The following is a 21,900-nucleotide window of genomic DNA, read 5'->3' as shown; positions in this document are numbered from 1 at the left end:
GGGATGCAGGCAATGAGTGAAGAAGAAAAGACGACGACAACGGCTGCAGAGGAAACGACGCAGGCCGCTGATGAAGTAATAGCAGAAGAAACGCCGGCAGAAGAAACGGACGAAGCAGCTGAAGCAAAGGCTGCCTCTGATGCAGAAGCTAAAGTAGAGGAAATGAAAAACCGCTACCTGCGGCTTCAGGCCGATTTCTCGAATTTCAAGAAACGGACAGCCGGTGAAAAGCTGCAGATTTCTGAAGTCGTAAAAATGGAAGTACTCCAGAACATCCTGCCCGTCATCGACAACTTCGAACGGGCCTTACAGGCCCCGCAAGATGCCATGACAGACGAAATGAAGTCCTTTGTAGACGGGTACGACATGATCTACAAACAACTCATGGGCGTTCTGGAAAAAGAAGGTGTTACGAAAATTGATGCTGTAGGCAAACCGTTTGACCCGAATTATCACCAAGCCGTCATGCGCGTAGAAAGTGAAGAATTCGACAATGATATGGTCGTGGAAGTCCTGCAGGAAGGGTACTTGCTGGGCGACAAGACCTTGCGTCCGGCAATGGTAAAAGTTGCATTTAACGGTTAAACATCGTAGAAAGTATAGGATTGGAGGAATTTTACTATGGCTAAGGTTATAGGTATTGACTTAGGTACAACAAACTCGGTAGTCGCTGTTATGGAAGGCGGCGAACCGACAGTAATTACGAACACGGAAGGCTCCCGTCTCACACCGTCCGTTGTCGGTTTTTCGAAAACAGGCGAACGCCTCGTAGGCCAGCTGGCTAAACGTCAGGCTGTTTCCAACCCGGAAAACACAATCGCTTCCATTAAACGTCACATGGGCGAAAATTACACCGTAACGATTGGTGACAAAAAATACACACCGCAGGAAATTTCCGCTATGATTCTGCAGAAACTGAAAGAAGACGCAGAAAGCTATTTGGGCGAAAAAGTAACCCAGGCCGTTATTACCGTACCGGCCTACTTTAACGACAGCCAGCGTCAGGCTACAAAGGACGCCGGTAAAATTGCCGGTCTCGACGTTCTCCGTATCGTCAACGAACCAACGGCTGCAGCTCTGGCATATGGCCTCGATAAAGGCGGCGACGGCAAGATCCTCGTCTTCGACTTGGGCGGCGGTACATTCGATGTATCCATCCTCGAACTGGGCGATGGCGTCTTCGAAGTAAAAGCAACAAATGGTAACACCCACCTGGGCGGCGATGATTTCGATAACGCTGTCATGAACTGGATGGTTTCCGAATTCAAATCCCAGACCGGTATCGACCTCTCGCAGGATAAGATGGCTGAACAGCGCCTCAAGGAAGCTGCTGAAAAAGCTAAGATTGAACTTTCGACAGTTCTTTCCACAAACATCAACCTGCCGTTCATCACAGCCGATGCAACAGGCCCGAAACACTTGGACCTCACGCTGACCCGTGCTAAATTCAACGAACTCACAGAAAGCCTCGTACAGGCTACGATGGAACCGACCCGTAAAGCCATTGCTGACTCCGGTCTCTCCATCAACGAAATCGATAAAATCATCCTCGTCGGCGGTTCCAGCCGTATCCCGGCTGTTCAGGAAGCTATCAAGCAGATCCTGGGCAAAGAACCGAGCAAAGGCGTCAACCCTGATGAATGTGTAGCCGTTGGTGCTGCTATCCAGGCCGGCGTCCTCGTAGGCGACGTCAAAGACGTATTGCTCCTCGATGTTACACCGCTTTCCCTCGGCATTGAAACTTTGGGCGGCGTCTTCACAAAGATCATCGACCGCAACACGACGATCCCGACATCGGGCAGCCAGGTATTCTCCACAGCTGTCGATAACCAGCCGTCCGTTGACGTACACGTCCTCCAGGGCGAACGTGAAATGGCTGCTGACAACAAGACACTGGGCCGTTTCGAACTGACCGGTATTCCGGCTGCTCCCCGTGGCGTACCTCGTATCGAAGTTACCTTCAACATCGATGCCAACGGTATCGTTAACGTAACGGCAAAAGACCTCGGCACTGGCAAGGAACAGAAGATTACCATCAAATCCTCGTCTGGCCTCGACAAGAGCGAAATCGACCGCATGGTCAAAGAAGCCGCTGCTCACGAAGCAGAAGATAAGAAACGTAAAGAAGGCATTGAAGCCAAGAACAACGCCGATTCCCTGATTTATCAGGCCGAAAAGACGATTAAAGACCTCGGTGACAAAGCCGATGCATCGAAGGTTTCGGAAATCAAATCGAAGATTGCCGACCTGAAAGAAGCTGTAAAGACTGACGATGTAGAAAAGATCAAAGCTGCATCGGAAGCCTTGACGAAACCGCTCTACGACCTGACCAGCGAAATGTACAAGCAGGCTGACGCACAGCAGCAGGCTGGTGCCCAGCAACAGGCCGGTGCACAGCAGCAGGCAGGCGCACAGCAGAGTGGCCAGAGTGATGAAAAAGTAGTTGACGCTGACTACAAAGTAGTCGACGACGACCAGAAGTAAGTAGATAAAGAGGGGCTGCCCATATGAGCAAAAGAGATTATTATGAAGTACTTGGCGTTCCCAAAGATGCCAGCGAAGCGGATATTAAGAAAGCCTTCCGTAAATTGGCTATAAAGTACCATCCTGATAAAAACCGGGACAACCCTAAGGCTGCAGAAGAAAAGTTCAAGGAAATCAACGAAGCCTACAGCGTCTTGTCTGATAAGAACAAGCGCGCCCAGTACGACCAGTTCGGCATGGATGCCTTCCAGAATGGCAACGCTTCCGGTGCCGGCCAGGGCTTTGGTGGCTTCGGCGGCTTTGGCGGTTTCGGTCAGGGCGGCTTTAGCCAAGGTGGCTTTGGCGGTTTTGGCGATATCTTTGATTCCTTCTTCGGTGGCCAGGGCAGCCGTCAGTCTAACGGTCCGGAACGGGGGGCAGACCTCCGTTTCGACGTAGACATTTCTTTCAAACAGGCTGCTTTTGGGACGGAAATGGAAATCCAAGTACCAAAAGATGAAATCTGTGATCACTGCCACGGCGAAGGCGCCGAACCGGGCAGCAAGGTAGATACTTGCCCTGTCTGCCACGGCACAGGCCAGCAGCGGGTCGTACAAAATACGCCCTTTGGCCAGATGGTCAATGTCCGTACGTGTTCCCATTGCGGCGGCACAGGCAAGGTGATTCACGAAAAATGTAAGAAATGCCATGGCGAAGGCAAGGTCAATGTACGCAAGAAATTGCAGATCAAGATTCCTGGCGGCGTCGATAACGGCTCGCGGCTGCGCGTAGCCGGTGAAGGCGAAGCAGGGGTTCGTGGCGGTGGCTACGGCGACCTGTACGTCTATATCTTCGTCCGCGAAGATCCGAACTTTACGCGCCAAGGCAACGACATCGTATCGCGCCAGACCATCAGCTTTGCCCAGGCGGCACTGGGCTGCACCATCCGCGTCGATACGCTGGACGGCAAGGTAGATCTGAAAATCCCGGCAGGTACGCAAACCGGTACGGTCTTCCGCATCAAAGGACATGGCGTACAAATTCTCGGCAGCAGCGGCCGGCGCGGTGATCACCACGTACAGGTCAACATCAACACGCCAAAACGCATGAATGCCAAGCAGAAAGAGCTGCTTAAAGAATTTGCTAAAGCCAGCGGTGAAGACTGGGTGGGGGAGACTAAAGACGAAAGCATCGTAGACAAAATCAAGAAAAAAGTCTTAGATGTCATCCGCCGCATGCAACGCCCGGAAGCACTCGTCAACCGCACCTAACATACACAGCCAGGCTGTATTCCCAAAAGGATGCAGCCTGGCTTTTAGTATGCAAAAAACGTCCTTTCCCTCGTAACGACGAGGGAAAACGTTGACATAAGGGTATGTTACTTTGTATAATAAATACGGAAGCATGTGACTGACGGAGAGTGGACTAGAAACCACAGGGAGCATGCCGATGTAGAGCCGACCGTCTGGGCAAAGAGTCCGGAAGTGTCGGTATTTTTGTTTATTAGGGACAATATGGGAGGATTAATCATGAAAGAACTGCAATTAAAGTATGGCTGCAATCCCAACCAGGCTTCGGCCCGCGTATATATGAAAGACGGCAGTGATTTGCCCTTTACGGTACTCAACGGCCGTCCAGGTTACATCAATCTGCTCGATGCCCTGAACAGCTATCAGCTCGTAAAGGAACTGAAAGAAGCAACGAAGCTGCCGGCAGCAGCGTCCTTTAAACACGTCAGCCCGGCCGGCGCTGCCGTAGCCAATGAAATGAGCGATACGCTGAAACGCATTTACTGGGTCGACGATTTGGAATTATCCCCCTTGGCTACGGCCTATGCCTGCGCCCGTGGTGCCGACCGTATGAGCTCGTACGGCGATTTTGTCGCCCTTTCCGACGTATGCGACGTACCGACGGCAACGCTCCTCAAGCGTGAAGTATCGGACGGCGTCATTGCTCCGGGTTACACAGATGAAGCCCTGGCTATTTTGAAGACAAAGAAAAAGGGCAACTACTGTGTACTCCAGATTAATCCCGATTACGTACCGCAGGTTTCGGAAACGAAAGAAGTCTTCGGCGTTACCTTCGAACAGGACCGCAATAACGTAAAAATCACGACGGACCTTTTTGGTGAAATCCCGACACAGAACAAGACCATCACTGAGGCAGCCAAGCGGGATCTCATGATTGCCCTTATTACCCTTAAATATACCCAGTCTAACTCCGTATGCTACGTAAAAGACGGCATGACCATCGGCGTAGGCGCAGGCCAGCAGTCGCGCGTACACTGCACGCGTCTGGCCGGCAACAAAGCCGATGTCTGGTGGCTCCGCCAGAACCCGAAGGTATTGGCTTTGCCTTTCCGCGACGACGTACGCCGTCCGAACCGCGACAACGCGATTGACGTCTACATCTCCGATGACTACGAAGACGTCCTGGCCGATGGCATTTGGCAGGATCTCTTTACAGAGCAGCCGGCACCGCTTACACGGGAAGAAAAGAAAGCCTGGATTGCCCAGTTGCACGGCGTAGCTCTCGGCAGCGATGCCTTCTTCCCCTTTGGCGACAATATCGAACGGGCTCACCGCAGCGGTGTAGATTTCATCGCCCAGGCCGGCGGTTCCATCCGTGACGATAATGTCATCGAAACGTGTGACAAGTATGGCATTGCCATGGCCATGACCCATGTCCGCCTGTTCCATCATTAATACTCATAATACGTACTGGAGAGAAGGACTGCGTCCCTGGGACCACCGGTGGCGCAAGCCTTCTTTTTTTGCGTCCGTGTGCGGGAAAAAGAAAAGAAATTTCCAATCTGACAAGTAGAAGTACTTGACAGCGTTTTCCTCATAGGGTATACTATCACAGTACGAGTTTGCACGAGGTGGTGAAACCATGATTGAAGACGTAGTACGCAAGGGCCGGCTCCTCGATATATACGGGCCGCTCCTGACTGAACGGCAGCGCCGGTGCCTGGATATGTATTTCAATCTCGATCTCAGCCTCAGCGAAATCGGTGAAGAACTGCAGATTTCCCGGCAAGGCGCGTACGATATGCTCAATAGAGCTTCGAAAGCACTGGAAAGCTATGAAACACGACTGCAGCTGCTCACGCGCTTCGATAGCGTGCGGGCCCGTATCGACCAGGCCGTAAGCCTTCTCGATACAGGAGAAACAGCTAAGGCCCGGGAAACACTGGAACGTATAGAGTTGTAATTTCGTCATGACAAAGGAGGCTTCCTCATGGCATTCGAAAGTCTTTCCGAACGATTTCAGGCAGCCTTTAAAAAGCTGCGCGGCAAAGGCAAACTGACAGAAGAAGATGTAAACGAAGCGCTGAAAGAGATGCGCCGCGCCCTCCTGGAAGCGGATGTCAACTTTGCCGTCGCCAAGGATTTCATCAAGCGCGTCCGCGAAAAGGCTGTAGGCGAAGAAGTATTCGGCAGCCTGAACGCATCCCAGACGGTCATCAAGATCGTCCGCGATGAATTGACGGAGCTCCTGGGCGGTACGCAAAGCCGTATTGCCATGGCGAGCAACCCGCCGACGATCATCATGCTCGTTGGTTTGCAAGGCGCCGGTAAAACGACGACGGCAGCCAAGCTGGCCAAAAAATTGAAACAGCAGGGCAAGAACCCCATGCTGGTCGCAGCCGACGTATACCGGCCGGCTGCTATTACACAGCTGCAGGTGCTCGGCAAGGATTTGGACGTGCCGGTCTACACAGAAGAAGGCAGCCAGGATCCGGTCGCTATTTCCCAGCACGCTGTGCCGTACGCGCTCAGCCACTTGAAGGATGTCGTCATCATCGATACGGCAGGCCGTCTCCATATCAATGAAACACTCATGGATGAACTGGTTAATATCAAGCAGAGCGTCAAACCACACGAAATTCTCTTAGTCGTCGACGCCATGACCGGCCAGGACGCTGTTACGGCCGCAACGGCTTTTAATGAAGCCCTCGGTATTGACGGCATTATCATGACCAAGCTCGACGGTGACGCCCGCGGCGGTGCGGCCCTTTCTATCAAGGCCGTCACAGGCAAGCCGATCAAATTCATTGGCGTCAGCGAAAAGCTCGACGGTCTCGAAGAATTTCACCCCAATCGCTACGCGTCGCGTATCCTCGATTTAGGCGACGTCGAAACGATTATCGAACGGGCCCAGGAAGCCTTCGATGAAGAATCGATGGCCGAAATGAAACGGGCCATGAAGAGTAATTCCTTTACCTTCGACGATTTCCTTTCCCAGCTCAATATGGTCAAGAAAATGGGCAATATGAGCAGTCTGGTCAGCCTCATCCCGGGCATTGGCAAGTACAAGAAGGAAATAGATAAAATAGACATGGACGGCCGGGAGTTCAAACATATTGAAGCCATTATTCAGTCCATGACGGCGCAGGAACGCGCCAGCTCCAATCCGAAAATGCTGATTAAGGATAGCCGCAAACGCCGCATTGCCAAAGGCAGTGGCACGCGTGTGCAGGATGTCAACCGCCTGCTTAAACAGTTTACGGATATGCAGAAGATGATGAAACAGGCGAAGAAAATGCAGGGTAACAAACGACGGGGCTTCCTGCCGCGTCTGCCTTTCTAAGGGGCTCGTCACGAGCCGTGTATACTAACACAAGGAGGTGAAACTCATGATTAAAATTCGTTTAGCACGTTTAGGTGCAAAGAAGAAACCGGTTTACCGCGTAGTTGTTGCTGATTCCCACAACGCTCGTAACAACGGCCGTCCTGTTGCTACGCTTGGCCAGTACGATCCCGCTAAGGGCATCGAAAGCCTCTCTGTAGACACAGAAGCAGCTTTGGCTTGGCTCGGTAAAGGTGCACAGCCGACCGAAACGATTCGTTCTCTCTTCAAAAAAGCTGGCATCATGGCTCAGTTTGAAGCATCCAAAAAGTAAGTGAGGCTGGATACTATGGAAGAATTAATTGCTTGTATTGCACGGGCATTGGTAAAGTGTCCGGAAGCGGTTACTGTTACCAAGATTCAGAAGAAAGGCCTCGAAGTCTATCAGCTTCACGTAGCACCGGAAGACATGGGCAAGGTCATTGGCAAACAAGGTAAGATTGCCAAGGCTTTGCGTCTTGTCGTCAAGGCCGCTGCTGTGAAAGCTAATAAAAAAGTATCAGTGGATATCGTATAGGAGGAAGCATGGATCAGATTACATTGCGTGTCCCCGTGGTTGTAAAATCGAAGGTTACGCAGGCACTGAAAGACAAAATCATCAGAAATACTGACCAGGCATTGAGCGATATCGATCGTGAAGCTCAGAATCTGGAATTCCAGGCTAAGCGCATGATGACCGAACAGGCCAAAATCGACGCACAGGGCCTCATTTCGTTGCGCGCTCAGGTAGAAGAACAGAAGCAGCGCCTTGCCGCTGCCAAAGCGAAGGCCCAGAGCGACCGCGAAGCAGCCGAAGCACTGGAAATCGGTTCTGAAATCAGACAGGGAACTCTTGACCAAGCCGTTACCGTCAAAATCGGCGATGATTTGGGCAAGCTTATGGGCATGGAAATCTTGCTGGAAGATGACAAGATCGTTGCCTTCCGCCAGTAACATACGATGAAAGACATGGAGCTTTTTACCATAGGTCAAATAGTTGCCCCGCACGGCGTGCGGGGTGATGTTCGTATTTATCCGGAAACAGATTTCCCCAAACGGTTTCTCAATATGAAACATGCCTACATCGATGGCAAGAAATATGAGGTAGCTGCAGCCCGCCTGCACAAAAACGTCGTGCTCATGAAATTCGTCGGCGTCGACGACCGCAACGCGTCGGAAGCACTGGTCAAAAAACTGATTCAGGTTCCGCGCGAAGAGCTCGTGCCGCTGAAAAAAGGGCAGTACTACGTATTTGATATCATCGGCATTACCGTCTATGACTTAGATGGCCATGTCCTGGGCAAGGTGGCTGACGTCCTCAAGACAGGCAGTAACGATGTCTATGTCGTCCACGACGACTTAGGTAAGGAGCTCCTGTTTGCTGCCATCCCCGACGTCGTTCGCTCTATCGATATAGACGCGAAGAAAATGGTGGTAGATCCGCCAGAGTGGGTAGACGAATGAGAATCGATATAATTTCCTTATTTCCTGAGTTCATAGAAGCGTTTTATCAGCACAGCATTATTGGCCGTGCCCGTGCGGCAGGACTCCTCGAACTTGATGTTACCAGTCCGCGGAGCTTTGTCTACGACCGGCATCGCATGGCCGATGATACGGTCTACGGCGGCGGCTGTGGCATGCTGATGAAAGCCGGTCCCCTCTATGCCGCTGTGGAAACAGTGCGGCGGGATGTGCCCAAACGACGGGTCGTCCTCATGGGTCCGGCAGGCTCTACCTTCAATCAGGTCAAGGCCCGTGAGCTGGCAGAGTATGACCAGCTCATTTTGCTATGCGGCCATTACGAGGGCGTCGATTACCGCGTCGAAAAATACCTGGCTGACGAAACCATTTCCGTCGGCGACTATGTCCTTACCGGTGGCGAAATACCGGCCATGGCCATCACCGATGCCGTAGCCCGTATGCTGCCCGGTGTACTCGGCTCTGCAGGCAGTGCCGTAGAAGACTCGTTCTATGCGTCCCTCCTCGAATATCCGCAGTATACCAAACCAGCCAGCTTCCGCGGCCATGACGTACCGCCGGTCCTGCGCAACGGAGACCACGCGAAAATCGCTGAATGGCGCCGCACCCAGGCTCTGGCCCGGACACTCGCGTTGCGGCCAGATCTCCTCGCGCACAGCCAGTTGTCCAAAAAAGACAAGGAAATCCTGGCCAGACTGAAAAAGGAACTGGAACTATGAAATCATCACTCTATGTAGGGTTGGTGCATTACCCGATTTACGATAAAAATTTCAACGTCATTGCTACGGCCATTACCAACTATGACCTGCACGACATTTCCCGCTCGGCCAAGACGTACGGCGTGAAGAAATACTTCATCATCCATCACATCGAAGGCCAGCTCGATATGGTCCGCAAGATCACCGGGTTCTGGCATAGTTCTGTCGGTAAGAATTACAACGCCTACCGCACAGAAGCCTTTGATATTCTGGACATCCGCCCTTCCATTGAAGCGGCTGTGGCAGCTGTCACGGAGAGCGAAGGCAAGCGCCCTTACGTCGTCACGACAGATGCGCGGACCTATGCGAATACTATTTCCTACAAGGACCTGCGCGCCAAACGGGAGACCGAGGCTACGCCCATCCTGTTGCTGCTCGGCACAGGCTATGGCATGACTAAAGAAACAATGGAAAAATTCGATTATATCCTGGAACCTATCTACGGGGCCGGGGAATATAACCACCTTTCCGTCCGCTCCGCCGCGGCCATCATCTTAGACCGCCTGGCCGGCGAAGAATGGTGGCAATAACGAAGGAGGAACTAGCATGTCTGGACATTCCAAATGGGCGAACATTAAGCGCAAAAAAGGCAAAAACGACGCCATCCGCGGCAAGATCACGACGAAAATCTCTCGTGAGATCACCATTGCCGTACGTATGGGCGGCGCGGACCCGACAGGCAACATGCGTTTGAAGCTCGCTCTGCAGAAAGCTAAGGAAAACAACATTCCAAAAGACAATATCAAACGTGCTATCCAGAAGGGCGCAGGCGCTTCTGAAGGCCAGAACTACGAAGAAATCACGTACGAAGGCTACGGCCCGGCAGGCGTTGCTGTCACAGCCAACGTCCTCACGGACAACCGTAACCGTGCAGCAGCTGCTGTTCGTCATGAATTCAGCAAACACGGTGGTAACCTCGGTGAAACAGGCTGCGTATCGTGGATGTTCAAAAACCAGGGTATCTTCATCGTCAGCAAAGACAACGCCACAGAAGAACAGCTCTTTGAAGTGGCTCTCGATGCCGGTGCCGACGACGTCAAGACCGGCGATGACGAATTCGAAATCATCACGGCTCCTGACGTCTTCGACGACGTAGAAAAAGCCCTGGCCGACAACAACATCGAAACGGAACATGCCCAGATTACGATGGTTCCGGACAACACCATTTCTCTCAGTGTAGAAGATGGCAAAAAACTGGAAAACCTGATCGACGCCCTCGAAGATATCGACGACGTACAGGACGTATATCACAACGGTGAATTCCCGGAAGATATGCCGGAAGACTAATTCCTTACATAAAACAGCGCTTTTGCAGACAGTTCTGCAAAAGCGCTGTTTTTGCGTGGTAAAAGAAATGAGGGTACGCCTTGGCGCACCCTCACACATTATGTATTTAGTAGCCCATGAAAACGTCGGTCTTGATATTTTCGGCTTTGACACCTAAGCCTTCCAGCCGTTCTGTGAAAGCTTTGTTCATGCCCGGCGAACCGGCAACCAGATATTCTGCTTCATTGCCGTTAGCCTTGGCATAATCATCTGTACCGCTCATGAATTTGTCGCGGATAGAAATGAGCTGCAAATCGATGGCCGGAACCTTGGCTTTCATTTCTTCCCAGAAATCCTTGTAGGCGAATTCGCCGCGGTCATCCGAATAGAGGACCGTCAATTTATGGTCTGCAACGGGAGCTTCCATATAATGACGCAGGAGAGCCCGAATCGGCGTAATCCCGATACCACCGGCCAGGACAACGGTCTTCTTGTAATGTTCCGTATCAAAAGCAAACGTGCCCATCGGTTTGGCAACTTCCATGGGATCGCCTACCTTGATTTTGTGGAGTAATACTTCTTTGAAGCTCGTATGGGGATCGGCAATACGTGTTGTAAACATGAGATAGCCATCTTCCGGAGCCGATGCAATCGTAAATACACGCGTATCACGATCTTCTTCAGCCAGTTCAAAACCCGGTAATTTCCAAAGTACGTGCTGGCCGGCTACCCACGTAAAACCTGCGGGAACGTCGAGAATGAAGCTGTATGTGTCACTCGTTTCCTGAACAATTTTTGTAATTTTCGTCTTAGCAAAATCCATAGCAAAGAACCTCCTTGTAATATAATACGTTGAGAGATAATATCTGTTGGACGGAAAATGGGGTGAAGCGAAAACCCCTCACGTACTTCACACGCGCACGCTGAAGCACGGCTTTTCGCTTTTCCCACTTCTTAGTTATATAATAACACAAATTCTTACTTTGTGTTAGTTATTTCTTAGTATTATTTTGTGCAATTGCAGTTTCCGTATAACAAAATATGACGTATAATAATATAAAAAGCTTTCCCTGCGAGATAAGCGGGCCTGCAGGACTCAGCAGAGGCAAAATGCAAAGCCCGGCAAAGAAATTGACCAAACACATACAGGAGGTAATCACCATGAAAAAAACAATACTCATCAATGCCAGTCCCCGTAAAAAATGGAATACAGCCCATTTGCTGAAGGCTGCCGAAGCTGGCGCCTGCGAAGCCGGAGCAGAAACAGAATACGTCGATCTCTATGACGTTAAAGGTACAGGCTGTCGCAGCTGTCTGGCCTGTAAGAAAAAGGACGGCCGCCGCTGTCATTGTTTCTGGCCCGATGGCTTTTCGCCGCTCATTGATACCATCTTCGCCGCTGACGCCGTGATCATTGGCACGCCTATTTATTTTGGTGAACCGACAGCCCAATTCCGGGCCCTCGTAGAACGGCTTATTTTCTGTTCCTTCTCGTATGATGACTATTCGTCCTATGTAGATAAGAAAATCAACGTCGGCCTCATTTACACCATGAATGCTCCCTACGAATACTACGAAAAGACCTACAAGGAACAATTCAAACGGACAGAAGACCTCTTCCGCTACCTTAAAGGGACGGTCTCCATCTATGCGGCGTGCAATACGCTGCAAGTAGAAGACTACAGCAAATTCAATATGGCCTCTTTCAGCGAAACGGAAAAAAAGGAACACCAGGAATTTCAATTTCCTAAAGATATGGCAGCTGTCAAAGCCATGGCAGCCCGGTTGAGCCAGTAAAAATTAAATATATGCGAAAAGACCGCCTGCGGCGTATGTGCAGGCGGTCTTTTCATTAGTTAGGGATATGTGATTAATGATGGATATCGATGATATGACCTTTGTCCTGTACCGTTTCTGCTGTAGCTACGGGAACAGTGCCATCTTCAAGCGGTACGGTACTGCGGCGCAGTGTCGTTAAGATACTGTGATTGTAGCCGTAGAAGTAGTAAATGGCAAAGCCCAGAACGAGCCAGACGACGAAGCGGATCTGTGTGACTAAGGGCAGCATATAAATAAGGACGCCACAGAAGAGAATTGCCAAGGCCGGAATGACCGGAACGAGGGGGCACTTGAAGGCACGGGCCTGGTTCGGAGCCTTTTTGCGCAAGACGATAACTGCAGCGGAGACGATGATGAAGGCACAAAGCGTACCGATGTTGGTCATTTCGGCAACGATATTGATGGGCAGGAAGCCTGCTGTAACGGCCGTAATGATGAAGACCAGCAGGGAGCTGCGGGCCGGCGTCTTATATTTCGGATGAACGTGACCGAAGAATTTCGGCAAGAGACCATCACGGGACATAACGAAGAGTATACGGCTCTGGCCAAAGCTCATGACCAGGAGTACCGAAGAAAGACCGCAAATGGCGCCGACAGAAATGGCTGCGGCACCCCAGTGGTAGCCGACGCTCTGCAGGGCAAAGGCAACCGGAGCAGCTGTTGTCTTGAATTCAAGATACGGTACCATGCCGGTGAGGACAGCAGAAACGGCGATGTAAAGAACCGTGCAGATAATGAGAGAAAGAATAATGCCGCGGGGCAAATCACTCTGCGGATTTTTTACTTCTTCAGCTGCTGTGGAAACGGCATCAAAGCCAATGTAGGCAAAGAAGATGATCGAAGCGCCGGCAAAGACACCAGACCAGCCAAAGGGCATAAAGGGAACCCAGTTGGTCGTTTCTACGTGGCTCACGCCCAAGGCTAGGAATAAGGCAACGACGGCCAATTTGATGCCGACAATGATGTTGTTGACAGTAGCGCTCTGCTGTACACCATGAATGTTAATAAAGGCAATAAGAGCCAAAATAGCAATAGCCGGCAGATTGACGAGTCCGCCATCATAGGGAGCCATGGTCAGGGCCTGAGGCAGTGTAATACCCAAATTCATAAGGATATTGTTGAAATAGCCGGACCAGCCAATGGCTACAGCCGATACGGCGAAGGCGTATTCCAGAATCAAATCCCAGCCGATGACCCAAGCCCAGAATTCCCCCAGGGCTACATAGCCATATGTGTAGGCACTGCCGGCAACGGGCACCATGGCAGCGAATTCAGCGTAACAGAGAGCTGCACAGCCACAGGCAATAGCAGCGATAATGAAAGAAATAATCAGTGCAGGACCGGAATAATTCGCAGCTGCCACCCCTGTCAGAACGAAGATCCCTGTCCCTACGATGGCCCCAATCCCCAGCATTGTCAGGCCAAAGGTTCCGAGAACGCGGTTCATACCGCCGTCCTTCTTGGTTTCTAAAATGAACTCGTTGATACTTTTGGTGCGGAAGATATTCTTCCTCATAAGACATTCCCCCTCGAATAAGTTTTGTACATCCGTAACAACTGTAGATTATACACGTATTTGTTAATTTGTAAAGATATTTCGTGAAAAATATTTTGTTTTTATCATAAAACATGTAAAGTTCAAAAGTTATTAATGAAAAGACGACTATTTAATTTATTATTAAATGCAAATTAGAAATGACTAAAATGCATATCCGAATAGAGAAAATATGCGATACATAGGCTTTTCTGTATATACAAGAGACAATTTAGGTGTAAAATGAAGAGATAGGAAGAAAACCGGTTTTTTCTGTATCGTTCAGGCTGACGGTTTCTCTCGTATTACCTTTTCTCTGGCAGCCAGTAATCCAAATGGCAGCTTTGCCACTAGGGGGCACGTATATATTTCTTTTTGAGATATATAAAAAACTAAAAATCACAAGTAAAAAATGAATAACACAAAGGATATGATGGAAAAGAGCCAAAACGGGAAATAAGACTTGAAACTTAAAAGATGTATAAACCTTATCTTGAAACCCTTGACATTTTGTTAACATAAACGATAAAATAATTTATGAGTATAAAGGTAAACTATGGAAGAATACAAAAGGGCATTTGTGAAATATATCCTTTTTCCTATTCACCCGATTGAATAGGGCATCCATAGTTTTTTAATGTAATTAGAGAGAGAGTATGAAGGGTAAAAAACATGATTAAACAAATGCGATACTTTCAGGCAGTCGTGCGCTGCCGCAACTTTACTGAAGCTGCAGAAGAATGCAACATTTCCCAATCTGCCGTATCACAGCAGATTCAGGCGCTGGAACGGGAACTGGGCGTCAAATTACTCAACCGTGACAGACGAAAATTTTCTCTTACGCCGGCAGGTGAACATTTCTACCGCAAGAGCCTCATCCTGATCCACGATTTCGACCGCCTGTGCGAAGAAACGAAATTGCTCGACCAGGGTATTAAACAGGTATTTACCGTAGGCTATCCGCGCCAATATCACGGCACGGAATTGCAGCAGATCATCCCGGAATTTCGTCAGAAATATCCGCATTTGCCGCTCTACCTCGTAAGCGGTACACATGATGACTTATACAACCTTTTACGGGAAGGCAAAGCCGATCTGGTCTTTAATGACCTGCGCCGGCAGCCTGCCGATAAATATGTCAACCAGTTCCTCATCCAGGAAAAGGTCTACGTAGAATTACCGGAAACAAGCTATTTGGGCCAATTGTCAGATATTACGATGGACGATCTGAAAAATACGCCGTGCATCATCATTACGACGCCGGCCCAGCAGTCCGCTGATGAAGCCTTTTATCGCGACTATTTTGGCGTCCAGGGCGATTTTGTCCAGGCAGCCAACTTAGAAGAAGCACAGCTCTTCGTCTTGTCCAACCGGGGCTACTATCTGTCCGAATGCCGTCAGCCCGTCAACGCTGACAACAGCGGCATCCAGCTCTTGCCGCTCATGAAAGATGGCAAACAGGTAACGCGCGATTATTATGCCTTCTGGAATAAGGAACAGACAGAAGAATACATTGCTGACTTCGTCGCTATGTTTGAAGAAAAACTCGGGAAATAAGAATCCCTAATTGTATAGCACCGAAATTGGAATTGATTTGTCGCCGTATCTCCTATACAATATAGGTACAGGCATGAAAGATACTGCGCAGTATACGGAGCCTGGCTGATTGGGAAACAGAAAGGCGGTATAGTATATGGATAAGAAAATCATGCTGGTTGTCGGTGCCGGCCAGATTTCTCTGGCTATTACAAGACGCCTGGGGACAGGAAAAAAAATCCTCATCGGTGACCTGAAAAAGGACCATGCCGAAGCGGCAGCCACACTGTTGCAGCAGGCTGGCTTTGATGCGGAACCGGCGACGCTTGATGTGTCGTCCCGTGACGATATTCGGGCCTTTATTGAAAAAGGACAGTCCTACGGGCCCATTACAGGGCTGATCAACGGTGCCGGCGTTTCGCCGTCCCAGGCATCGATAGAAACCATTTTAAAAGTTGATCTGTACGGTACGGCCGTGCTTCTTGAAGAAGCAGGCCAGGTCATAGCTCCCGGTGGTGCCGGGGTTATCATTTCCAGCCAGTCCGGCCATCGTATGCCTGCCCTCACGGCAGCAGAAGACCGGGCCTTAGCTATGACCCCGCCAGAAGAATTGCTCCAATTACCGTTCTTGCAAACGTCACAGATTCGTGACACGCTCCATGCGTATCAGCTGGCGAAGCGGTGTAATGAAAAACGCGTCATGTACGAAGCAGTCCGCTGGGGAAGGCGGGGAGCCCGTATTAACGCCATTGCACCGGGGATCATCGTCACGCCCTTGGCATTGGACGAATTCAACGGTATTCGCGGCGATTTTTACAAGAACATGTTCGCAAAATGCCCGGCCGGTCGTCCCGGTACGGCTGACGAAGTAGCCGATGTGGCAGAACTCGTCATGAGCGAACGGGCCGGCTTCATTACCGGTTCGACCTTTTTAGTTGACGGCGGGGCCACAGCATCCTTTTACTATGGCCCCTTGCAGCCGGAAACAAAATAAGCAAAAAATGTAAAGGCCTTTCCGGTTTAGCGGAGAGGCCTTTTGGCATGGACGCAACTACGCGGGAAACATTGCAGGACTAAGGCAATTTTGCTATACTATGAGAAGAATAACCAATACTATATGAAATATTGAAATGTAGTAAGCAGGTCATTCAAAAGAATCTTTCCTTTTTATAGAAAGTGAGGCAAGTACTATGAGTTACACTTGGAATATTCCGACAAAGGTATTATTTGGCCCGGGCAAACTGGGCACGTTGCATAAAGAAGCCGCACCAGGCAAGAAGGCGCTCATTGTCATTTCCAACGGTAAATCCGTCAAGACCAATGGCAGCCTGGATAAGCTGCTCGGCGAATTACAGCAGTGGGGCGTAGACCACGTCATTTTCAATAAAATTCAGGCCAATCCGCTGGAACCGACCATCCAGGAAGGCGTAGAATTTGGCCAGCAGAACCAGTGCGATTTTGTCATCGGTTTAGGCGGCGGCTCCGTCATGGACTCGGCCAAGGTCATCGCTTCTATGATTCCCCAAAAAGGCGGCCGCGTCTGGGATTACGTTGCCATGGGCTCAGGCGGCAAGAAACCGCAGACCGAACCGGCCCTGCCCTTTATCGCCATTACGACCAGTGCCGGCACGGGCAGTGAAGTCGACGCCGGCGGTGTCGTGACCAACCCTGTGACCAATGAAAAGACGGCCTTCTTTGGCAAAATGCCTGTTTTGGCCATTGTCGATCCGGAACTGATGCTGACTGTACCGCCAAAATTCACGGCTTTCCAGGGCTTTGATGCCTTCTTCCATAATGCAGAAGGCTACATTTCCAAGGGCTGTAACGAAGCCGGCGAAATGGTAGAATTGACGGCCATTAAGAAGCTGGCCCACTACCTGCCTATTGCCGTCGCCGATGGCAGCAACCTCGACGCGCGTACACAGGTAGCCTTTGCTAATACGCTGGGCGGCTACTCCATGGACGTCAGCACCTGCACGAGCGAACACAGCCTGGAACACGCCCTTTCGGCGTACCACCAGGAATTGCCCCATGGCGCCGGCTTGATCATGCTCTCTCTGGCCTATTTTGCCACCTTTATCGAAAAACACGCCTGCGACGACCGCTTCATCGATATGGCCCGGGCCATGGGCGTCGTCGATGCCAATAAACCGGAAGATTTCCTGACAGCTCTCAAGGCTATGCAGGAAGCGTGCGGCGTAGCCGACCTGAAAATGAGCGACTATGGCATTACGCCTGACGAATTCCCCAAGATGGCCAAGAATGCCCGTGACAGTATGGGACCCTTGTTCCTCTTCGATCCGGCAGAACTTTCTGATGAGGATATTATTCACATTTATCAGGCATCGTACCGCTAAGCTGTGACCATATAGGTTAAAAGACTCCCTATAGTTGTTCGCATACTCGAAAGACTATAGGGAGTTTTTATATGCGAATATGGTGAAAGCGTATAGATTGTAGAAAATAGATAAATTTGGTATTCTATTTTCTATTCTTACGTTGTATAATAAAAGGACAAATAGAAGAGAATGTGAGTTAGGAGATGGTTCCCGTGACGATAAAACGTGTATTGGCAATTCATGATCTTTGTTCCTTTGGCCGCTGTTCCTTGACCGCAGCCATTCCTGTAATTTCTGCCTTAGGCTCCCAGGTCTGTCCCTTCCCGACAGCCCTTTTTAGCAACAACCTGACCTATGGGGAATTCGTTTCTAACGATTTGACACCCTTCATGGCCGATATGATGGCCAAATGGGAAAAATTAAATCTCCATTTCGACGCGATTTACAGTGGCTTCCTGGCTAACGCTGCCCAGACCGCTGTCGTCCGTGAAGCCGTTACGCGCTTTGCTAAAGACGGCCAGCTGGTTATCGTCGATCCGGCTATGGCCGATGACGGCCAGCTCTACGCTGTATTCGATCAGTCCATGGTAGAAGAAATGAAGAAACTCGTCGCCGTTGCCGGTCTTATAACACCGAACTACACAGAGGCCTGCCTCTTGACGGATACACCGTGGCGTGAAACGGCGCCAACGCGGGATGAATTGGAAACGCTCTGCCGCAAGCTTCTGGCGTTGGGGCCAAAACAGATCATCATCACCTCTGTACCGGGTGCAGCCAATGAAATCCAGGTCGTCAGCCAGAGTGCCGGCGAAGACGATTTCCAGATCTACGCTGTACCGCGTATTCCCTTTGGTACCTGTGGCACAGGCGATATCTTTACGAGCGTCATTACGGGCTGCGTACTCAAGGGCAAAGCCCTGGCAGAAAGCACGCACATTGCCGCCGATTTCCTAAGCGAAGTCATTCAGGCTACTCTCGATTCGGGTATCGACCCGCGTCAGGGTATTCAGCTGGAAGACAAGCTGCCGGCACTGCTAAAACTCTGATTTCTTAGCGATTCCTGCTTCCACGAGAGTCTCTTCTCCCGTGGAAGTTTTACGTATGGGGGAAGATACACTATGTTTGTTACTGTACTCAAATGGCTCGCCGCTATCATTGCCGTTATTGGCGCCGGCGCGTATTGGTTTGTCTCGCTGCCACAGATGGATCCGCTCATTACGCCTGAGTGCAAGGCCCGCATTGAAGCGTCACCACACTATGTGAACGGCCAGTTCGTGCCGGAGACGCCGCACACGCCTGTAACACCGTCGTGGTCTTTTTGGAAAGAATTTCTCTTTCCTACACCGGGCAAGACCATTCCTGCCGTGCCTATGGTTGCGGAAAAAACGGATCTCAAAGCACTGGACCCGCAGCAGGACGTCGTCGTCTGGCTGGGTCACTCGTCCTTTTATATGCAGCTGCACGGTAAGAAAATCCTCATCGATCCCATTGCCGCTACGTATGCGTCACCAGTGCCCTTCGTAGACAAAGCCTTTGACGGCAGTAACGTCTATGGTCCTGACGATATACCGGACGACATCGACGTTATGGTCCTGTCTCACGATCATTGGGATCACTTGGATTACGACTTCGTTCGTGCCATTGAGCCTAAGGTCAAGCACGTCGTCACAGGCCTGGGCAACGGCGGCTACTATGAAAAATGGGGCTACCCCTTGTCTAAGATCGCTGAAGAAGACTGGAATACGTCGGTCAAGATCGACGACGACCTGACTGTCTGGGTCTTGCCGGCTCGTCACTTCTCAGGACGCATGCTGCACCGCAACCAAACCCTGTACGCCAGCTTTGCCTTCATTACGCCGGACCGTAAGGTATTCTATAGCGGCGACGGCGGTTACGACGGCCGCTTCAGGCGTATAGGCGACCAGTTTGGCGGCTTTGACCTGGCTCTCCTTGAAGACGGCCAGTATAACGAAAATTGGGCCTCTGTCCACATGATGCCCGAAGAAACAGCCCAGGCCGCCGTCGATCTCCGGGCCCGCGAAGTCGTACCCTGTCACAACGGCAAGTACCCCTTGTCTATGCACGACTGGGATGAACCGTACAAACGCATCGTCGCTGCTTCAGCCGGAAAAGACTATTATTTAGCCACGCCGGAAATCGGCCAGGTCGTACGCATCGGTGATACACAGCAGACCTTTACGCACTGGTGGGAACAAATGCGGTAGTAATTGTTGCATTTTCGTGTCATTTTGTCTCTTTTTCTTGCTTTTTTTCTTCGAAACAGCTAATATAGAATACGTTCAAAAACAAGGGCAGCATGCCGTTTGCATGCTGCCCGTCTATTTTTTGCGGTCTTTTAGGACCCTTGGGGGAGAAGAGAATGGATTGGTTTGTTTCGGTTTATAATATGATGAGCAGAGAAATAGAACATGGCGGCCCGCACGTGCACATGCTGGCCTTTTTCCTGTTTATCGGCATCGGTATTTTTATTTTGCATTGGGTCTTCCGCGGCCTCATCGAGCTTTTGTGCCGTGTTACACCTGTACGCCGGGAAAGCTGGCGCAATACGTTCCGCTTCATGCCGACTCTCCTTGGGATTCTCCTGGGTATTCAGCTGACTAAGGGTATACTCAATTTGCCCGATTTTGTACAAAATATCTTAGAGCGCCATTATCACAGCGTCGTTATCATTACGGTGACCTTCTTCTTTGCCCACCTCCTGTCGAGCTATCTGAAAAGCAAGCTCATGAAGAGCGGCAATGAATCGGCCACGACATCCATCTTGACGACTATCGTCGACTTAGGTGTCTACATGGTAGGCCTCATCATCATCCTCGGTTCCTACGGCATTTCCATTTCGCCGCTCCTGACGGCTCTCGGTGCAGGCAGCCTGGCGTCGGCCCTGGCCCTGCAGGATACACTGGCCAACCTCTTTTCAGGTATTACGACACTCCTGTCCCGGCAGGTACATATGGGCGACTACATCCGCCTTGCTTCCGGTGAATCCGGCCGCGTAACGGACATGAACTGGCGTAATACGACTATCCGCACGGGCACAGGCAACATGGTCATCGTGCCGAATAAAAGCATCGCCTCGGCGACTCTCACGAACTACGAACAGCCCTTGGCAGAATGCACCATTTCCATTCCCCTGACTATTACGTACGACAACGACCTGCAGCACGTCGAAGATGTGACGCTGCGCGTAGCCCGGGACATCCTCGAAAGCAGTGAAAGCGGCGTCACAGGCTTTGAACCGTTGGTCCGCTTCGATACCATGGGTGATTACGGCATTACCTTCAACGTCGTCCTGCGGATCCGCAACATCGTCGACGAAGCCGTTCTCAGGCACGAATTCATCAAAGAAATCTTTACGGTCTATCAAAAGGAAAATATACAGCTCCTAATCCGGAAAGACTAAAAATAAGCCGGGCTGGCGTACTATGGGTATGACATAGTACGCCAGCCCGGCTTCGTTACACTTGGCCCGCTCATAGCATTCGCAGCTGCACGGACCATGACGTTTTCGGCCTGCGTCAGGTGCTGTATGTGACGCCTCTATCGGTTCCTTCGGACCCGCTTTCTTCCCGGAGAAAGCTAGATCAAAATGCCTTTTAAATGGTCCATTTCATGCTGAATCACTTCAGCCGTAAACCCGGTGAATTTCTTCCGTTTCTTCTTGAAATGGACATCCTCATACTGCACTTCAATCGTTTCAAAACGCGTACACGGCCGCGTCCCTGTCAGGGAAAGACAGCCTTCCTCCGTTGCGTAGGTGTTCTTTGACGTCTTCACGATTTCAGGATTATACATGACAATTGTCTTCTTATCATAGCGGAAGGCGATAATGGCCTTGTTGCTGCCAATCATATTTGCCGCCAGACCGGCACACGTTTCCAAATGCGCCTCCAGCGTATCCTGCAAATCCACAGCTACAGCCGCATCCTCCAGCGTCGCTGCCTCCGCATGACGCTGAAGGAAAATGATATCTCGCACAATTTCTCGTTTCATTTGTATTCAGACTCCTTATCGAGTGATATAATGTACTTAGCAGGTATAGAATAAACTGACTATA

23 protein-coding genes and 1 riboswitch are annotated in these 21,900 nt (G+C 50.6%); of the genes, 20 read left to right on the top strand and 3 right to left on the bottom strand.

Translation table 11 applies throughout. The features are described 5' to 3' along the window. Positions 1–12 precede the first annotated feature (12 nt). The 13 genes from grpE to PGX44_RS00540 all read left to right on the top strand — a co-directional run bounded on the left by grpE (position 13) and on the right by PGX44_RS00540 (position 10,598). Complete coding sequence (gene grpE, locus PGX44_RS00600; protein WP_498853823.1) at positions 13–585, top strand: nucleotide exchange factor GrpE; 573 nt, start codon at positions 13–15, stop codon at positions 583–585. Positions 586–621: 36 nt separating this feature from the next. Next, positions 622–2,484: a molecular chaperone DnaK gene (gene dnaK, locus PGX44_RS00595; protein WP_186502179.1), complete on the top strand. Its 1,863-nt coding sequence runs from the start codon at positions 622–624 to the stop codon at positions 2,482–2,484. A 23-nt stretch (positions 2,485–2,507) separates the two neighbouring features. Further along, positions 2,508–3,734: a molecular chaperone DnaJ gene (gene dnaJ, locus PGX44_RS00590; RefSeq protein WP_186502166.1), complete on the top strand. Its 1,227-nt coding sequence runs from the start codon at positions 2,508–2,510 to the stop codon at positions 3,732–3,734. 125 nt (positions 3,735–3,859) lie between these two features. Beyond that, positions 3,860–3,941, top strand: a riboswitch (ZMP/ZTP riboswitch). A gap of 51 nt (positions 3,942–3,992) precedes the next feature. Continuing rightward, a complete protein-coding gene (locus PGX44_RS00585) occupies positions 3,993–5,168 on the top strand; it encodes a phosphoribosylaminoimidazolecarboxamide formyltransferase (protein WP_498853822.1) in 1,176 nt (391 codons plus the stop codon). A 187-nt stretch (positions 5,169–5,355) separates the two neighbouring features. Beyond that, positions 5,356–5,676, top strand: a complete 321-nt coding sequence (ylxM, locus tag PGX44_RS00580; RefSeq protein WP_186502162.1) for a YlxM family DNA-binding protein — start codon at positions 5,356–5,358, stop codon at positions 5,674–5,676. A 27-nt stretch (positions 5,677–5,703) separates the two neighbouring features. Further along, positions 5,704–7,056 carry a signal recognition particle protein gene (gene ffh, locus PGX44_RS00575; RefSeq protein ID WP_498853821.1) on the top strand — a complete coding sequence of 451 codons (1,353 nt, stop codon included), beginning with the start codon at positions 5,704–5,706 and terminating at the stop codon, positions 7,054–7,056. A gap of 46 nt (positions 7,057–7,102) precedes the next feature. Beyond that, complete coding sequence (gene rpsP / locus PGX44_RS00570; RefSeq protein ID WP_186502159.1) at positions 7,103–7,369, top strand: 30S ribosomal protein S16; 267 nt, start codon at positions 7,103–7,105, stop codon at positions 7,367–7,369. 15 nt (positions 7,370–7,384) lie between these two features. Continuing rightward, the gene (locus tag PGX44_RS00565) at positions 7,385–7,612 is read left to right on the top strand and encodes a KH domain-containing protein (RefSeq protein WP_186502157.1); all 228 of its coding nucleotides are present in this window, start codon (positions 7,385–7,387) and stop codon (positions 7,610–7,612) included. An 8-nt stretch (positions 7,613–7,620) separates the two neighbouring features. After that, the gene (locus tag PGX44_RS00560; RefSeq protein WP_186502155.1) at positions 7,621–8,028 is read left to right on the top strand and encodes a YlqD family protein; all 408 of its coding nucleotides are present in this window, start codon (positions 7,621–7,623) and stop codon (positions 8,026–8,028) included. Positions 8,029–8,034: 6 nt separating this feature from the next. Beyond that, positions 8,035–8,538: a ribosome maturation factor RimM gene (gene rimM / locus PGX44_RS00555; protein ID WP_498853820.1), complete on the top strand. Its 504-nt coding sequence runs from the start codon at positions 8,035–8,037 to the stop codon at positions 8,536–8,538. Continuing rightward, the gene (trmD, locus tag PGX44_RS00550) at positions 8,535–9,272 is read left to right on the top strand and encodes a tRNA (guanosine(37)-N1)-methyltransferase TrmD (protein ID WP_498853819.1); all 738 of its coding nucleotides are present in this window, start codon (positions 8,535–8,537) and stop codon (positions 9,270–9,272) included. Before rimM ends, trmD begins: the two co-directional genes overlap by 4 nt. Continuing rightward, positions 9,269–9,841, top strand: coding sequence for an RNA methyltransferase (locus PGX44_RS00545; RefSeq protein ID WP_498853818.1), 573 nt, complete (start codon positions 9,269–9,271; stop codon positions 9,839–9,841). The genes trmD and PGX44_RS00545 overlap by 4 nt, the downstream gene beginning before the upstream one ends. A 16-nt stretch (positions 9,842–9,857) precedes the next feature. Further along, positions 9,858–10,598, top strand: a complete 741-nt coding sequence (locus PGX44_RS00540) for a YebC/PmpR family DNA-binding transcriptional regulator (protein ID WP_498853817.1) — start codon at positions 9,858–9,860, stop codon at positions 10,596–10,598. Positions 10,599–10,704: 106 nt separating this feature from the next. On the opposite strand, the gene PGX44_RS00535 is transcribed toward PGX44_RS00540, so the two are convergent. Then, the gene (locus PGX44_RS00535) at positions 10,705–11,400 is read right to left on the bottom strand and encodes a ferredoxin--NADP reductase (RefSeq protein WP_498853816.1); all 696 of its coding nucleotides are present in this window, start codon (positions 11,398–11,400) and stop codon (positions 10,705–10,707) included. 338 nt (positions 11,401–11,738) lie between these two features. Between PGX44_RS00535 and PGX44_RS00530 the strand changes: the two genes are divergently transcribed. Further along, on the top strand, positions 11,739–12,374 hold the full coding sequence (locus PGX44_RS00530; RefSeq protein WP_498853815.1) for a flavodoxin family protein: 636 nt from the start codon (positions 11,739–11,741) through the stop codon (positions 12,372–12,374). 73 nt (positions 12,375–12,447) lie between these two features. Here the strand turns inward: PGX44_RS00530 and PGX44_RS00525 are convergent, their stop codons facing one another. After that, positions 12,448–13,932 carry an amino acid permease gene (locus PGX44_RS00525; protein WP_498853814.1) on the bottom strand — a complete coding sequence of 495 codons (1,485 nt, stop codon included), beginning with the start codon at positions 13,930–13,932 and terminating at the stop codon, positions 12,448–12,450. A gap of 690 nt (positions 13,933–14,622) precedes the next feature. Here PGX44_RS00525 and PGX44_RS00520 point away from each other — a divergent pair. The 6 genes from PGX44_RS00520 (at position 14,623) to PGX44_RS00495 (ending at position 21,246) form a co-directional block, all read left to right on the top strand. Further along, entirely contained in the window at positions 14,623–15,507 is an 885-nt protein-coding gene (locus tag PGX44_RS00520) for a LysR family transcriptional regulator (RefSeq protein ID WP_498853813.1), read from the top strand. 136 nt (positions 15,508–15,643) lie between these two features. Beyond that, positions 15,644–16,480: an SDR family oxidoreductase gene (locus PGX44_RS00515; protein ID WP_498853812.1), complete on the top strand. Its 837-nt coding sequence runs from the start codon at positions 15,644–15,646 to the stop codon at positions 16,478–16,480. A 196-nt stretch (positions 16,481–16,676) separates the two neighbouring features. Further along, positions 16,677–17,843, top strand: a complete 1,167-nt coding sequence (locus PGX44_RS00510) for an iron-containing alcohol dehydrogenase (RefSeq protein WP_498853811.1) — start codon at positions 16,677–16,679, stop codon at positions 17,841–17,843. 194 nt (positions 17,844–18,037) lie between these two features. Next, positions 18,038–18,871, top strand: a complete 834-nt coding sequence (locus tag PGX44_RS00505) for a pyridoxamine kinase (protein WP_498853810.1) — start codon at positions 18,038–18,040, stop codon at positions 18,869–18,871. 72 nt (positions 18,872–18,943) lie between these two features. Further along, positions 18,944–20,050 (top strand): MBL fold metallo-hydrolase, encoded by a 1,107-nt coding sequence (locus tag PGX44_RS00500; protein ID WP_498853809.1) that lies wholly within the window; start codon positions 18,944–18,946, stop codon positions 20,048–20,050. A gap of 155 nt (positions 20,051–20,205) precedes the next feature. Further along, positions 20,206–21,246, top strand: a complete 1,041-nt coding sequence (locus PGX44_RS00495) for a mechanosensitive ion channel family protein (RefSeq protein WP_186502131.1) — start codon at positions 20,206–20,208, stop codon at positions 21,244–21,246. A 176-nt stretch (positions 21,247–21,422) separates the two neighbouring features. Here PGX44_RS00495 and PGX44_RS00490 read toward each other — a convergent pair whose 3' ends face one another. Then, positions 21,423–21,836 (bottom strand): peptide deformylase, encoded by a 414-nt coding sequence (locus tag PGX44_RS00490; protein ID WP_498853808.1) that lies wholly within the window; start codon positions 21,834–21,836, stop codon positions 21,423–21,425. Positions 21,837–21,900: the final 64 nt, after the last annotated feature.

Source organism: Caecibacter sp. AF58-12pH5A (genome assembly GCF_027681725.1).
GTDB classification, from domain to species: domain Bacteria; phylum Bacillota; class Negativicutes; order Veillonellales; family Megasphaeraceae; genus Megasphaera; species Megasphaera hominis.
Note: the sequence above shows the minus strand (reverse complement) of the source record. Positions and strands in the feature narration are given on the sequence as shown.

Excerpts from the sequence above, each read along its gene's own strand:
- grpE (WP_498853823.1), top strand. The coding sequence starts at position 13 with ATGAGTGAAGAAGAAAAGACGACGACAACGGCTGCAGAGGAAACGACG.
- dnaK (WP_186502179.1), top strand. The coding sequence starts at position 622 with ATGGCTAAGGTTATAGGTATTGACTTAGGTACAACAAACTCGGTAGTC.
- dnaJ (WP_186502166.1), top strand. The coding sequence starts at position 2,508 with ATGAGCAAAAGAGATTATTATGAAGTACTTGGCGTTCCCAAAGATGCC.
- PGX44_RS00585 (WP_498853822.1), top strand. The coding sequence starts at position 3,993 with ATGAAAGAACTGCAATTAAAGTATGGCTGCAATCCCAACCAGGCTTCG.
- ylxM (WP_186502162.1), top strand. The coding sequence starts at position 5,356 with ATGATTGAAGACGTAGTACGCAAGGGCCGGCTCCTCGATATATACGGG.
- ffh (WP_498853821.1), top strand. The coding sequence starts at position 5,704 with ATGGCATTCGAAAGTCTTTCCGAACGATTTCAGGCAGCCTTTAAAAAG.
- rpsP (WP_186502159.1), top strand. The coding sequence starts at position 7,103 with ATGATTAAAATTCGTTTAGCACGTTTAGGTGCAAAGAAGAAACCGGTT.
- PGX44_RS00565 (WP_186502157.1), top strand. The coding sequence starts at position 7,385 with ATGGAAGAATTAATTGCTTGTATTGCACGGGCATTGGTAAAGTGTCCG.
- PGX44_RS00560 (WP_186502155.1), top strand. The coding sequence starts at position 7,621 with ATGGATCAGATTACATTGCGTGTCCCCGTGGTTGTAAAATCGAAGGTT.
- rimM (WP_498853820.1), top strand. The coding sequence starts at position 8,035 with ATGAAAGACATGGAGCTTTTTACCATAGGTCAAATAGTTGCCCCGCAC.
- trmD (WP_498853819.1), top strand. The coding sequence starts at position 8,535 with ATGAGAATCGATATAATTTCCTTATTTCCTGAGTTCATAGAAGCGTTT.
- PGX44_RS00545 (WP_498853818.1), top strand. The coding sequence starts at position 9,269 with ATGAAATCATCACTCTATGTAGGGTTGGTGCATTACCCGATTTACGAT.
- PGX44_RS00540 (WP_498853817.1), top strand. The coding sequence starts at position 9,858 with ATGTCTGGACATTCCAAATGGGCGAACATTAAGCGCAAAAAAGGCAAA.
- PGX44_RS00535 (WP_498853816.1), bottom strand. The coding sequence starts at position 11,400 with ATGGATTTTGCTAAGACGAAAATTACAAAAATTGTTCAGGAAACGAGT.
- PGX44_RS00530 (WP_498853815.1), top strand. The coding sequence starts at position 11,739 with ATGAAAAAAACAATACTCATCAATGCCAGTCCCCGTAAAAAATGGAAT.
- PGX44_RS00525 (WP_498853814.1), bottom strand. The coding sequence starts at position 13,932 with ATGAGGAAGAATATCTTCCGCACCAAAAGTATCAACGAGTTCATTTTA.
- PGX44_RS00520 (WP_498853813.1), top strand. The coding sequence starts at position 14,623 with ATGATTAAACAAATGCGATACTTTCAGGCAGTCGTGCGCTGCCGCAAC.
- PGX44_RS00515 (WP_498853812.1), top strand. The coding sequence starts at position 15,644 with ATGGATAAGAAAATCATGCTGGTTGTCGGTGCCGGCCAGATTTCTCTG.
- PGX44_RS00510 (WP_498853811.1), top strand. The coding sequence starts at position 16,677 with ATGAGTTACACTTGGAATATTCCGACAAAGGTATTATTTGGCCCGGGC.
- PGX44_RS00500 (WP_498853809.1), top strand. The coding sequence starts at position 18,944 with ATGTTTGTTACTGTACTCAAATGGCTCGCCGCTATCATTGCCGTTATT.
- PGX44_RS00495 (WP_186502131.1), top strand. The coding sequence starts at position 20,206 with ATGGATTGGTTTGTTTCGGTTTATAATATGATGAGCAGAGAAATAGAA.
- PGX44_RS00490 (WP_498853808.1), bottom strand. The coding sequence starts at position 21,836 with ATGAAACGAGAAATTGTGCGAGATATCATTTTCCTTCAGCGTCATGCG.